This window comes from Synechococcus sp. UW69, from assembly GCF_900474185.1.
Taxonomy (GTDB): Bacteria; Cyanobacteriota; Cyanobacteriia; order PCC-6307; family Cyanobiaceae; genus Parasynechococcus.
Window position 1 is genome coordinate 538,927 of record NZ_UCNW01000009.1, and the last position, 12,623, is coordinate 551,549.

Sequence of the window (12,623 nt, forward strand, 5' to 3'; positions counted from 1 at the left end):
TCAACCCGCTTTCAGGGCAGTCTTGCTGATCGTGCCAGGCTTTTGAGCTGTTGCGCTGGCATCGAAACGGCCTCGATCGCGCCATTGCGTCTCAAGGCATTCGATCACCAGAGTGTTGAAAAGCAGTTGGATCCGGTGCTGCTGTAGCTCGGGGTCTGAAAAGTCGGTGCTTTGTGGATCGATCTGAATGAGCTCTTTTTCCATCTCCTTATTCATTCTGGGGGTGAGATGGTGAGTCAGATGCTTCTCGATAAAAAATAAAAGTGCCGCCTTTGGCGAATCAGTTGCGCTAATTAATTTGGCTTCATTTGTGAAGCTTTGAAGGATTAGTCTCGAGGCAGTCTTGGCGATACTTTCAATGTTTGAGTGAGTTAAATCTTTCCATATTTTGATGGCTTCCTCGTGTTTCTTGAGGGCTGACAGCGCTTCTCCTTTGAGCTGAAGAGCGGCGAGATTACCTGCATCAAAGTCAAGAATGGTGTTTATGATATCAAGAGAGGCATGGGGATTGTGGTTCCTAAGGGCACCTCTGGATTCTTTGAATATTAATTCCTTGATGTTGATATCTTCTTCAATGTGATCGGTTTCGGGGATATATTCAATTTTAAGGGAATTTTTTCTAGCTGCTGATTTTGCCTGCTTGGCAAGGTAGGTATTTAATTTTGATTGATGATAGTTTGAATTTTGAATTAGTTCTTCTTCGCTGCTGGTAAATAGTGCTCTGAGTTGTGGGTTCTTGATTGTCTGCCTGAGCTCCCTGAGTAATTCGAGGGCCTTCACTTGTTCCCCCATCATGCTGATGGAGAGTGCTTTGTCATGAACGAGCAGCGGTGATTGCAGGCCGGCTTGCAGGCTTTGATCGATCAGGTAGGCCGAGAGCCCTGGTAATTCGGCGGTGCGGGCAAGTTCGGCCTCTTTGCGAATGAGTTGGATGATGTCGGTGTTTGGCGTCCAATCTTTGGAGTTGGGCAGGTGTTTGAGGGGATGCTGGTAATCCCTTGCCTTTTCATGGAGATTTTCCAGTAAGAGCTTTGTTGCTTGGCGTTGAGTCTCTTTGGATCTTTCAAGATGTTGCTTCGCCGAATCGGCGAGTTTTGGTTTGTTTTGGAGCTTGCTCAGGTCGCTCCAAATATTATGGGCTTTCTCGTATTGTTTGATTTGCGATAAGAGAAAAGCCTTGTTGAATAGAAGTTGATTGCTTGTGGTGCCATTCTCTATTGTTTTATTGATGAGGAGAAGGGCTTGATTGTATTTTCTTTCTGCAATTAGTTTGTTGGCTTCGTCGAGGCTAATGCGTGCCGACTCCTCTTGGAGGGCCCGCTTGAACCTTTCGTACTTGAGGCGTTTTTGGTTGCCACGAAAGGGTGAAAGTCGCTTAAAAAATTGAGTAAAAACCATTTTTTATTGCCCGAAAGTTATATTTGAATTGTAATGATCATTGCATGGGTGGCTTCTTGGTGTCGATTCCTGAGTCGTGTCGACGTGTGTAATGGCATCGTTCCCTTTGGAATCAGCGCTTGCTGTTGGGCTTGGAGCCAACCTGAGCAGCTCTCACGGACCACCTGAATCCACCCTGCGTTGGATTGCACCGCGCTTGACGGACTTTCTCTTGGAGTGGGGCCATGCGGATGCTCAAGATGTGCGCTGCTCTGCGTTTCTCAAGACCCAGCCCCTGGGCGGTCCTCCAGGTCAAGACGACTACTGCAATGCCGTTCTTCTGATCTCCCGCGTCGAGCGTCCGCCGTCTGAGGCAGCGGCGCTCGAGCTGCTGGAGGCATTGCAGTGTTTTGAGCAGAGCTGCGGTCGCGATCGTGCGCGGGAGCAGCGCTGGGGACCTCGCAGCCTGGATCTGGATCTGTTGTTTTGGGGTGAATTGAGGCTCGAACATCCCCGTTTGGTGTTGCCCCACCCGCGGATGCACTTGCGTAGTTTTGTTCTGGAGCCCCTGCTCCAGGCGATGCAAGGCGCTCACCCGCCATGCTGGTGAGCCGTCACGTCTGCTCCTATGGCGCCGCTGCCGGCCCCGGAACCCTTTGAGTTGCTCGACACCGTTGAAGCGGTCGATGCTCGCAAGATTCGTTTTGAACGCAATCGGATCAAGCTGCCGATGGGGGTGGAGGCCACCTTCGGGATGATCCGCCATCCCGGTGCGTCCCTGGCGGTGCCGTTCACCGACGACGGTCAGGTGGTGCTGTTGCGGCAGTATCGCTTCGCGGTGCAGGCGCGTTTGCTCGAGTTCCCTGCCGGCACCTTGGAGGAGGGAGAAGACCCCTTGGAGTCGATGCAACGGGAGCTGGGTGAAGAAGCCGGCTACAGCGCGACCCGCTGGGATGCCCTGGGGCCGATGCTTCCGTGCCCGGGATACTCCGATGAGGTGATCCACTGCTTCCTGGCCCGGGAGCTCACCCCATTGGAAAACCCGCCAGCTGGCGACGATGACGAAGACCTGGAGGTGGTGCTGATGAGCCCAGCGCAGCTCGATGCGGCGCTTGCTTCGGGCGATGAATGGCTTGATGGAAAGAGCGTCACCGCCTGGTTCCGCGCCAAGCAGGTTCTCGGCCTCTGATGACGACCCCTCGCGTCTTGTTCTGGCACCGCCGCGATCTGCGCCTGGCGGACAATTTGGGTTTGGCCGTCGCTGGGGAGATCAGCCCTGCGGTGACCGGCGTGTATGTGCTTGACCCCAAGGTCATCGATCCTCCTGAGCATCTGCCGGCGATGGCGCCGGCTCGTCTGTGGTTTCTGATCGAGAGCCTGGTGGAATTACAGCAGCGCTGGCGGGAGGCCGGTAGCCGTCTGGTCATTCTCGAGGGGGATCCTCCGGTTGTGCTGCCACAGCTGGCAGAGCAAATCGGCGCCGAGGCCGTGGTGTGGAACCGCGATGTGGAGCCCTACGCCCGTGAGCGTGACCGCCAGGTGGCGAGGCGGCTCCAAGCCGATGGTCGGAAGGTGTTGGTGGACTGGGATCAGCTGCTGATCGCTCCTGAGCTGGTCAAGACCGGTGGGGGTGATCCTTACCGGGTCTACGGCCCCTTTCTGCGCAACTGGCGCGGCCAAGTGCTGGCCAAGCAGCCCAGCACCGTTGCCGCCCCCATCGGGCTGGTGGATCTGGATCCCCTCCACGTGCCGGCGGGAGATCCCCTTGCGGCATTGCGGGAGAGCCATGGGTTCAAGGGCACTGAGATCTGCCCCTGCCTTCCCGGAGAGACGGCGGCCTTGGAGCAACTCATGAGGTTCTGTGATGGACCGCTGCTCGGCTACGAGCCTGATCGCAATTTTCCCGGTACCGCCGGCACCTCGACCCTCAGTGCTGCCCTCAGTGTGGGCACCCTCAGCCCCCGGCAGGCTTGGTGTGCCGCCCAGGACTCCCGCGCGCTGGCCCGCTCCGAGGAGCAGCTCCATGCCATCGCCGTGTGGGAGCAAGAGTTGTGCTGGCGCGAGTTTTACCAGCAGGCGCTGTTCCATTTCCCCGAACTGGCCGATGGCCCCTACCGCGAGCAGTGGCGCCGTTTCCCTTGGGAGAACAACGAGGACTGGTTCGACTTCTGGAAGGAGGGCCAGACCGGCATGCCGATCATCGATGCCGCCATGCGTCAGCTGAATCAGACCGGCTGGATGCACAACCGTTGCCGCATGATCGTGGCTTCTTATCTGGTCAAAGATCTGATCTGCGACTGGCGTTGGGGCGAGCGCGCCTTTATGGAGCTGGAGGTGGATGGCGACCTAGCCGCCAACAACGGTGGTTGGCAGTGGAGTGCCAGCAGCGGCATGGATCCCAAGCCGCTGCGCATCTTTAACCCCGCTACCCAGGCCTCCAAGTTCGATTCAGCCGGTGATTACATCCGCCACTGGGTGCCGGAGCTGCGCCATGTGAACACCAAGGATTTGCTCAGCGGAGAGATCGGTGCCCTTGAGCGGAGGGATTACCCCGAACCACTGGTGGATCACAAGAGGCAGCAGGCCAAGTTCAAGGCGCTTTACGCCACCATCCGGTCCTGATCGCGCCCTTCGCTGCGGCGGAACTGGGCCGGAGCATTGGACACCAGCAGTTGTCGCAGGGTGTCGATCACCGTTTGTTGCTGGTCTTCCTTTAACTCAGGGAAGATCGGCAGGCTGAGAACTTGGCTGCAGAGCTGTTCTGTCACCGGCAGGGAGCCCTGCTTCAAGCCGAGGTGGGCGTAGGCCGGTTGCCGGTGAATCGGAATCGGGTAGTAGATGATCGTGCTCACACCGCGCTCATGAAGGGTCTGTTTGAGCCAGTCGCGGCAGCAGCTCTCCGGGATCCCGTGGCGTGCACTGGTGGTGGAGGTATTACAGCTGGCGTTGCAGAGCGGTTGGCCGGTGGGGCAGCTGCCGATGCGCACGACGAATTGGTTCCAGCTGTGGCCTTCGTTGGAGGACGGCAGGGTGAGTCCTTGGAGATCCCCTAGGGCATCTCGGTAACGGGAGGCAATGGCTGTGCGGTTGCTGATCCAGCTCTCCAGCTTCGGCAGTTTCACATTCAGCACTGCTGCCTGAATGGCATCAAGTCGGCTGTTGTACCCAAGGCTCGTGTGCAGGTAGCGCTCGGGCATGCCATGCACGGCCAGCTCGCGCATGGCCTGGGCCAGATCGGCATCGCTGGTGGTGACGGCACCAGCGTCACCGGCCGCACCGAGGTTTTTGGTGGGGAAAAAACTGAAGCAGCCCGCATCACCAAAGCTGCCTACGGGTTGGCCGTTCCAGCGGGCTCCCGTGGCCTGGGCGCAGTCTTCGATCACCTTCAGTTGATGGCGCTCCGCAATCGCCATCAACTGGTTCATGTCCACCGCACGGCCAAACAGATGCACCGGCATCAGGGCCTTGGTGGCCGGGGTGATCGCGGTTTCGATTTGGTCGAAATCGATCAGGTAGGTGCTGGGGTCGACATCCACGAACACCGGTGTGGCGCCGACGGCGCTGATGGCTTCAGCGGTGGCGAAAAAACTGAACGAGCAGGTGATCACCTCATCGCCTGCACCAATGCCGAGGGCACGCAAGGCCAGGATCAGTGCATCGGTGCCGCTGTTGCAGCCCACGGCGTGGTCGCAGCCGACGCTGACGGCAAAGGCCTCCTCGAATTGTTTGATCTGCGGTCCGCCGATGTACTGACCGCTGCGCAACACCGCAAGAACCGCCTCTTCGAGGTCCACACCCAGATCGTTGATCTGCTGGCCGAGGCTGAAGGGAGGTACCTGCATGAAGGAAAGCTTAAGTGGCTCCGCCGAACCACTCCGGTTCGTGTCCGGGGTTCCACTTCACATTGCAGCCCACTGAGGCTGTCTGCTCCGGGTTCACCGGTGCTCCCGTCAGCACGGAAATGAGGGCGGCCCGCAGGTCTCGGCCGTCGAGGGGCTGATCATTGCCGGGTCGGCTGCCGTCCAACTGGCCCCGATAACGGAGGGTCTGTAGGCCTTTGCTATCGGGTGAAAACAGGTAGAACTCCGGAGTGCATGCAGCCTGAAGCGCTTTGGCCAGGTTCTGCTGCTCATCCAGCAGATATGGAAAGCTCCAGCCGTGGCGCCGGGCTTGATCCGCCAGTTGTTCCGGCCCATCCTGGGGGTGGGTGATCAGGCTGTTGCTGCTCACGCCGACCAGTTGCACCTGGTCGCCGAAGTCGTGCTCCAGCCGGGTGAGCTCTGGCTCCACGTGTTTCACAAACGGGCAATGGGCACAAAGCACCATCAGCAGCAGGGGCCGATGGTCCAGCGATTGGCTGTTCAGCCGGCCGCCCGTGACCTGGGGCAGATCAAAACCGGGCAGCGGCGTGCTCAGCGCCAGCATCGTGGATGGTGTCAGGGCCATGACGCGCAGGCAGATGCGGCGAATCTGCTTCAGGATGGCCACCTCCGGTGGTGATGGATGCCGCGCCTGCGTCTGATTTGGGGAGTTTCGTTACTGCTGGCGGCCTGCGGTGCCCCTAAGGAACCGCCCAGCTGGCGCTTGTTCCCTTTGCAGCGGTACGTGCCCCATGACGGCGTGGCGGTGGTGAGTCAGCCGGATGGGTATGGGATTCATATCTATTTGGAAACAGACACCAGCTTCGCGGGGGTCTGTCGTCCCCGATGGCTGCCAGATCCAGCCCGTCTTTTCAACGGCAACGGATCCACCCCATTCAGTTCTGGTCTGGCGACCCGCCAGGAGTTTTTCGATGCGGTGTCCCGGCGTGATGTGCGGGCTTTGCTGGAGAAGGAGCTGGAGGCACTATGCGAGGCCCGCGCACCAGATGAGCGCTGGCAGTGGACTGAGCCGCCCCTCAGCGAAGAGCAAGTGCTCCCCGTTCAGTTGCCATCTCTGGAGGAAGAGGACCTTCTGACCAATCCTGTGGAGGAACTGAAGCGGGTCCGGCAGTTGCTTAAGGATCAGCAGGATGGGGAGTAGCCCGCCCAAACCACTGCTTCGGCGTCCCGCCAGTAGCGGCTGAAACGCCCCAGCCGCGGTGGACGTTTCAGCTCCACGAAGGGCTTGGGATCCATCAGCTCCAGCGGAAGTTCCGCATCGATGGCAGCGCCAATACGCTCCAGGCGAGGATCCACCACTGTGCTGCTGATCACTCCATCGGCCTGGTGGCGGCGCCCAAAGGCCAGCACCTCGGCGGCTACATCCCCCTTGCGCAAAGTGAGGGGCAGGTCGAGAGCGTTTTCGTAGAGGAAGCCGATCCGTTTGCGGCTGATCCGTGCTTCCTTGATCCAACAGGTATCAAAAACGAACACCGCTGGGGCCTCGGGCCAGGCCAGTAGCGCCGGGTTGCTGGCGCCGAGAGCTTCCTCGTGAATCCAGAGGATCGGACGTTGAAAAGACATGAGGACTCTCCTGCTTATCGCTTGGGACGGGCCAGGGCGGCACTGGTGCCTCCGCTGCTCCGGCGTTGGCGGTTGCGTTGGTGGTTGCGGTCGTTGCCGCTGTTCCGAATCGCAGGCATCGGGGAGAACAACTGGTTCTCCAGTTGCTCGTAGCTGCCGTCGAATGGGCAGTTGTTGGCACTGGAGCAGTTGTCGCAGTAGTGCCCGTCGCTATACCGCTCCAGGTTGCCGCGGTTGAAAAAGTAGGGCTTATGGCTGAAGGTGCTGGCCACCCACTGCCAGCTCAGATGGTTGCTGGCTGGGTCGCCATCCAGCAGGTGCTCCAGGAACCAGTCGGCCCCGGCCTTCCAGTGCACCCGTCGCCAGTGCACGAGCCAGGCGGCCATCCACATGCGGGCGTGGTTATGCAGCCAGCCGGTGCTCACCAGTTGATCGCGAAAACGATCCATGCAGGCGAGCCCCGTGGTCCCTTCGCGCACATCGGCCGGCAATTCCCGGGTATAGGAACCGGCGTCATGGCCCGTTTTGAACGGTTCCTGATCGTTGTGGATGTCGTCGCCTAGATCGAGCCACATCCGTTGCCAGAAGTCGCGCCAGCCGAGTTCGTTGATCAGCTTTCCGCCCTCATCGCGGTTGCGGATTCGTGCAAACACGGCATCGCGCACCTCGGCCAGGTCCAAAACGCCATGGCGGATGTAGGGCGACAGTCTGGTGACCGCGCCCTTGAGATGGTTGCGGCTTTTGGCGTAGCGCCTTGCGTCAATGCGCCGCAGCTTGTCATCGGCTGCCTCACGACCACCTTGGATCGGGCTGAGAGTCCCTTCCGCCTCTGGAAACTCCTGCGCCAACAGGGCATTTAGGGCATCGCGTGAGGCGAATTGCCGCGGCAGGTCGCCGTTGATCGGGGGTGACGCAGCGCTGGGCACCGGCCTTCGTCAGCAAAGGAGCGGTGATCTTGGCGGGGGATGGGGGAGAATCGCGCGAATTCAACCCGTTCCGGTCTGTCCTGATGCTGCTTGATCTCACCGGCAAGAAGATTCTCGTTACCGGCATCGCCAATAACCGTTCCATCGCCTGGGGCATTGCTCAGCAGTTGAAGGCGGCCGGCGCTGAGCTGGGCATCACTTATCTGCCGGATGAAAAGGGCCGCTTTGAGACCAAGGTGCGCGAACTCACCGCACCCCTCGAGCCCAGCCTGTTTTTGCCCCTGAACGTGCAGGACGCCGACCAGATGGCCGAGGTCTTCGGGGAGATCAAGGAAAAATGGGGTGTTCTCGACGGCCTGGTGCATTGCCTGGCTTTTGCAGGCAAGGAAGAGCTGATCGGCGACTACAGCGCCACCACCGCTGAAGGCTTTGCTCGTTCCCTCGATATCAGCGCCTATTCCCTGGCTCCTCTCTGTGCTCATGCCAAGCCGCTGTTCAGCGAGAAGGCCGGCGTGATCACCCTGTCGTATCTCGGCGCTGAGCGGGCTATCCCGAACTACAACGTCATGGGTGTGGCGAAGGCCGCGCTGGAAGCGTCTGTTCGCTACCTCGCCGCTGAGCTGGGTCCCGAGAAGCAGGTGCGCGTGAATGCCATTAGTGCTGGCCCGATCCGCACCCTGGCCAGCTCCGCCATTGGCGGCATCCTCGAGATGATCCACAACGTGGAGGAGAAGGCTCCCTTGCGTCGCACGGTCACCCAGATGGAAGTGGGCGGCACCGCAGCCTTCCTGCTCAGCGATCTGGCCAGCGGCATTTCCGGTCAGACCATTTATGTGGATGCGGGCTACTGCGTCACGGGGATGTAAGGCACGATGTGAACAGAGGAGGTGGAGTGATGTCACGCCAGGGAGACATTCATCGGGTCACCGGTGAAACCGATGTGAAGGTGCGTCTGGATCTGGATGGCTCCGGCCAGTGCCAGGCCAATACCGGAGTGGCATTCCTCGATCACATGCTTCACCAGATCAGCAGCCACGGACTGATCGACCTGGAGATCAATGCGGTGGGAGACACCCATATCGACGATCACCACACCAATGAGGACGTGGGGATTGCCGTGGGGCAAGCTTTGGCTCAGGCCCTGGGAGACCGCCGTGGTATCCATCGCTTCGGGCACTTTGTGGCACCCCTGGATGAGGCCCTGGTGCAGGTGGCACTGGATTGTTCCGGTCGCCCGCATCTCAGCTACAGCCTGATGATTCCCAGCCAGAAGATCGGCAGCTACGACTCCGAGCTGGTCAAGGAGTTCTTCGTGGCGGTGGTCAACAACAGTGGCCTCACCCTGCACATCCGTCAGCTGGATGGTGTCAATTCACACCACATCGTGGAAGCCTGTTTCAAGGCCTTTGCCCGGGCACTGCGCATGGCCACCGAGGTGGATCCACGCCGGGCCGGTGCCATCCCCAGCAGCAAAGGGGTTCTGGAGCAGGCCGGCGCCAACTGATACCGGCGCCGCGCTTCATAGTCCGTTACGAGAGGATGGGAGAACGTTGATCGTTCGCCCGTGACAGTCGCCCCCGCCCGCAGCTACGACCGCAGCGACTGGTCCAGCGCCTTCGTCAATGTTGAGGAGGAGCTCACCGATGTGGCCTTAACGCCGGTGCGTGGAAGGGTTCCGGCGGAGCTTCAGGGCACCTTCTACCGCAATGGCCCCGGGCGTCTGGAGCGCGATGGACACCGCGTCCATCACCCCTTCGATGGCGACGGAATGATTGCGGCGATGCGGTTTGAGAACGGCAGCGTCCAGCTCAGCAACCGTTATGTCCGCACCGAGGGCTGGCTGGCGGAGGAGAAGGCTGGCAAGGTGCTTTACCGGGGGGTCTTCGGTAGCCAGAAGCCCGGTGGTCGTTTGGCCAATGCGTTTGATCTGCGCCTGAAGAACATCGCCAACACCAACGTGGTGCGCCTCGGCGATCAGCTGCTCGCTCTATGGGAGGCTGCCGAGCCCCATGCGCTGGATCCCCGCAGCCTGGAGACTCGCGGTCTTTCGCGGCTCGATGGTGTGCTGAAAAAGGGTGAAGCCTTCAGTGCTCACCCCCGCTTCGATCCCGGCCATAACGGCCGTCCCTGCATGGTCACTTTTGGGGTGAAGACCGGCCCTCGCAGCACCATTCGCTTGATGGAGTTCGCCACCGATGGCCCCCAGGCCGGGGCGTTACTGCACGACCGCTCCGACAGCTTTCCCGGTTTCGCCTTCCTCCACGATTTCGCCATCACCCCCAACTGGGCGGTGTTCCTGCAGAACGCCATCGCCTTCAATCCCCTTCCTTTCGTAACCGGCGAAAAGGGTGCGGCTCAGTGCCTGGCGTCCCAACCCGGTGGGAAAGGGCGTTTCTGGCTGATACCGCGAGACTCCGGTCGTTTTGCCGGTCAGAAGCCGCGCATCCTCGAAGCCCCCGACGGCTTCGTCTTCCATCATCTGAATGCGTTTGAAGACGGTGATCATCTCGTGGTGGAGAGCATCGTCTACGACGATTTCCCGTCCATCGGTCCCGATGACGACTTCGCTCAGGTGGATTTCGACACGGTGCCGGAAGGAATGCTGCACCGTTGTCGCCTGGATCTCAGCAGGGAATCCGTGCAGACCGAGCGGATTAGTGAGCGCACCTGCGAGTTCGCCATGGTCAATCCCGAGCGTCAGGGTCTCAGCGCTCGCTACGCCTGGATGGCTGTTGCGGAGCGTGAGACGGGCAATGATCCGCTGCAGGCGATCCAGAAGCTTGACCTCGATTCCGGTGCCACCCACACCTGGAGTGCGGCGCCCCGTGGCTTCGTGAGTGAGCCGCTGATGGTGCGCCGACCCGGTGCGGAGTCCGAGGACGATGGCTGGGTTCTGGATTTGGTCTGGAACGGAGCCCGTGCCGCATCTGATCTGGTCATCCTCAATGCCCGCGATCTCGCGGAAGTTGCGGTGCTGGAGCTGCCGTTGGCGGTGCCCCATGGCTTGCACGGCAGCTGGGCCCCGGCAAGCTGACAGCTAGTAGTTGCTTCGGTTGTGCGGACCCCGCGTCAAACATTGAGCGTCGGTTGGGGCGCCTTGTCTGTTGCAACCACGGGCTTGCTGCTGCTGTCTCCGCGGGTGCCTGTGATGGCCCATGCCCCGTCCTGTGCGGGGACGTTGTTGCAGTTGTCTGTTGTTGAAGAGGGCAAGACCGCGGTAGCCAGTTTTCGCTTCTCATTGGCTGTGTCCGGTGAAGGATCCACGGGGCAGGCTGCGTTGACTCAGCTGAATCAACGCTTGGCCCGGTTGCGTCACTTGCTGAAACCGTTCATTCAGGGACGCCTGATCGTTCCATCTCCGTCCACCTATCCACGTTCTGGAAGCAATGGGGCCAAACAATCCTTTGTTGCCAACACCGGTGTCTCCGGTGAGGTGAATCGGCAGATGTACAACCAGCTCATCCAGACAGTGGGCGGACAGCCCGGCGTGCGGATGCAGGGGATGAAGTCCATCGCCAATGACAAGGCCGAGACAGCACTTCAGCAACGGTTGACGGCTGCGGCACTGCGGCGTGGCATGGCCGAAGCCGATCACACCGCGGCGGCGATCGGAGCCACCCGGGCGCGACTGCTCAGGATCAATCGCAGTAACGCGATGCATGGGCCCCGGCGGGTTCAGCTGTCAGAGGCCATGCGCGCTGGTTTCGATCCAGGTGAAGCCCCGGAACCAACGGCAACGGTGCGGATGGAGCTCCTCTACTGCCTCACATAGCCAGCTGATACCTTGAGCTCTCAGGCTGGGAATCTGGTGTCGATTGAATTCACGCGTCCGCAAATCAATCGTGATGAGCGGATGCTGTGGATCCATGCCGGTCCCCATAAGGCAGCCAGTAGTTACGTCACCGAGCGACTTCGACAAAACCGGGACCATCTCGCAGCCCAGGGTGTGTTGATGGACGGTGATGACAATCGTCTGGCCAATGCCATCGCACAAAAGAACTATGCGCCTGTTGAGGAAGCGCTCGCCACCCTGCCTTCTTCACTTCACAGGGTTTTGCTTAGTAGTTCCTCTTTGGATGATCGGATCCTTAGCCGAACTGCCTTGGGTAGATTGCAGGCTCTGGTTGAGCGTCAGGGGTTCAAATTAGGAGTCAGTTACTTCGTTAGAGATCAGCAGTCTTGGTTGAATTCAGTCTACGCACATCGAGTTCGACGGTTTCGTGAGACGCCTGATTTTGAGCGATATTGTGATTACATTATGCATGATTCTGACTCGTGGGATATTTCTTATCCATCCAAATTTCGTGTGCTGAGTCGCTTCCCCTCGATTGCGACGTTGTTTCTTCCTTTGTCCAAGCAGGTGGCGATCACCGATCCGTTTCTGGCCTTGGTTAATGCTCTGGGTCTGGATGCTCCATCGGGTGAACAGGGCTGGTTGGCGGGCCGTTCCTCGAAGCAGAACATCCAGCCTGGCGCCCGGGGTATCTGGATGTCGGCTCTGTGTCGCCGCTTGATGGTGGAGACGGGTTTCGATCCGGAAGTGCTGAAGCGGAAGGGCAAGGTCATCCGTGACCTCGCGATCGAACTTGGCTGGGATCGGGAGAAGTTTGACGGTTTCGATCAACCGCTTCATGACAGGGTGTCGGCCTTTTATGCCAGCTCTAACGAGGCTTTTGCGCAGCAACACTGGGGTGTCAGTTGGGACAGCCTCTTCCCAGTGCGGCCTGCGGGGCAACAGGTTTATTCGGGGCCTGAGGCCGAGGTGGAGCGGAAGGAGATGCGAGGTCTGATGGTTCGCGTGCTGCGGGAGCTGCGTTTCCCATGGCGCTTGCGGCGTCGTTTCTTTTCTCTGTACGACGCCGCTGTGTGAGGGCGG

Annotated in this window: 14 protein-coding genes; 9 read left to right on the forward strand and 5 right to left on the reverse strand. The window is 59.8% G+C overall.

Features of this window, described 5'->3' with window-relative positions; genetic code table 11:
* On the reverse strand, positions 1 to 1,398 hold the full coding sequence (locus tag DXY29_RS10275; RefSeq protein WP_115024902.1) for a hypothetical protein: 1,398 nt from the start codon (positions 1,396 to 1,398) through the stop codon (positions 1 to 3).
* 76 nt (positions 1,399 to 1,474) lie between these two features.
* On the opposite strand from DXY29_RS10275, the gene folK reads away from it, so the two are divergent.
* The 3 genes from folK to DXY29_RS10290 are packed head-to-tail and all read left to right on the forward strand — an operon-like array spanning position 1,475 to position 3,999.
* Positions 1,475 to 1,987: a 2-amino-4-hydroxy-6-hydroxymethyldihydropteridine diphosphokinase gene (gene folK / locus DXY29_RS10280; protein ID WP_371411081.1), complete on the forward strand. Its 513-nt coding sequence runs from the start codon at positions 1,475 to 1,477 to the stop codon at positions 1,985 to 1,987.
* 18 nt (positions 1,988 to 2,005) lie between these two features.
* Positions 2,006 to 2,566, forward strand: a complete 561-nt coding sequence (locus tag DXY29_RS10285) for an NUDIX hydrolase (protein WP_115024904.1) — start codon at positions 2,006 to 2,008, stop codon at positions 2,564 to 2,566.
* Positions 2,566 to 3,999, forward strand: a complete 1,434-nt coding sequence (locus tag DXY29_RS10290; protein WP_115024905.1) for an FAD-binding domain-containing protein — start codon at positions 2,566 to 2,568, stop codon at positions 3,997 to 3,999. Before DXY29_RS10285 ends, DXY29_RS10290 begins: the two co-directional genes overlap by 1 nt.
* On the opposite strand, the gene DXY29_RS10295 is transcribed toward DXY29_RS10290, so the two are convergent.
* Both DXY29_RS10295 and DXY29_RS10300 read right to left on the reverse strand, forming a co-directional pair.
* Positions 3,978 to 5,219: a DegT/DnrJ/EryC1/StrS aminotransferase family protein gene (locus DXY29_RS10295; RefSeq protein WP_115024906.1), complete on the reverse strand. Its 1,242-nt coding sequence runs from the start codon at positions 5,217 to 5,219 to the stop codon at positions 3,978 to 3,980. The genes DXY29_RS10290 and DXY29_RS10295 overlap by 22 nt on opposite strands.
* A 10-nt stretch (positions 5,220 to 5,229) precedes the next feature.
* Positions 5,230 to 5,823 (reverse strand): thioredoxin family protein, encoded by a 594-nt coding sequence (locus tag DXY29_RS10300; protein ID WP_115025053.1) that lies wholly within the window; start codon positions 5,821 to 5,823, stop codon positions 5,230 to 5,232.
* A 57-nt stretch (positions 5,824 to 5,880) separates the two neighbouring features.
* Between DXY29_RS10300 and DXY29_RS10305 the strand changes: the two genes are divergently transcribed.
* Complete coding sequence (locus DXY29_RS10305) at positions 5,881 to 6,399, forward strand: hypothetical protein (protein WP_115024907.1); 519 nt, start codon at positions 5,881 to 5,883, stop codon at positions 6,397 to 6,399.
* On the opposite strand, the gene DXY29_RS10310 is transcribed toward DXY29_RS10305, so the two are convergent.
* Both DXY29_RS10310 and DXY29_RS10315 read right to left on the reverse strand, forming a co-directional pair.
* A complete protein-coding gene (locus DXY29_RS10310) occupies positions 6,381 to 6,821 on the reverse strand; it encodes a hypothetical protein (RefSeq protein WP_115024908.1) in 441 nt (146 codons plus the stop codon). The two genes, DXY29_RS10305 and DXY29_RS10310, sit on opposite strands and share 19 nt — an antisense overlap.
* Positions 6,822 to 6,835: 14 nt before the next feature.
* Positions 6,836 to 7,747 carry an FAD-binding domain-containing protein gene (locus DXY29_RS10315; protein ID WP_115024909.1) on the reverse strand — a complete coding sequence of 304 codons (912 nt, stop codon included), beginning with the start codon at positions 7,745 to 7,747 and terminating at the stop codon, positions 6,836 to 6,838.
* Between the two features lie 83 nt (positions 7,748 to 7,830).
* Here DXY29_RS10315 and fabI point away from each other — a divergent pair, with 83 nt between their 5' ends.
* The 5 genes from fabI to DXY29_RS13090 all read left to right on the forward strand — a co-directional run bounded on the left by fabI (position 7,831) and on the right by DXY29_RS13090 (position 12,617).
* Positions 7,831 to 8,613 (forward strand): enoyl-ACP reductase FabI, encoded by a 783-nt coding sequence (gene fabI, locus DXY29_RS10320; RefSeq protein ID WP_115024910.1) that lies wholly within the window; start codon positions 7,831 to 7,833, stop codon positions 8,611 to 8,613.
* Positions 8,614 to 8,642: 29 nt separating this feature from the next.
* Positions 8,643 to 9,251 carry an imidazoleglycerol-phosphate dehydratase HisB gene (gene hisB, locus DXY29_RS10325; RefSeq protein ID WP_115024911.1) on the forward strand — a complete coding sequence of 203 codons (609 nt, stop codon included), beginning with the start codon at positions 8,643 to 8,645 and terminating at the stop codon, positions 9,249 to 9,251.
* Between the two features lie 60 nt (positions 9,252 to 9,311).
* Complete coding sequence (locus tag DXY29_RS10330; RefSeq protein ID WP_115024912.1) at positions 9,312 to 10,781, forward strand: carotenoid oxygenase family protein; 1,470 nt, start codon at positions 9,312 to 9,314, stop codon at positions 10,779 to 10,781.
* A 63-nt stretch (positions 10,782 to 10,844) separates the two neighbouring features.
* Positions 10,845 to 11,519, forward strand: a complete 675-nt coding sequence (locus tag DXY29_RS10335) for an SIMPL domain-containing protein (RefSeq protein ID WP_115024913.1) — start codon at positions 10,845 to 10,847, stop codon at positions 11,517 to 11,519.
* Positions 11,520 to 12,083: 564 nt separating this feature from the next.
* Positions 12,084 to 12,617 (forward strand): hypothetical protein, encoded by a 534-nt coding sequence (locus DXY29_RS13090; protein ID WP_136987755.1) that lies wholly within the window; start codon positions 12,084 to 12,086, stop codon positions 12,615 to 12,617.
* Positions 12,618 to 12,623: the final 6 nt, after the last annotated feature.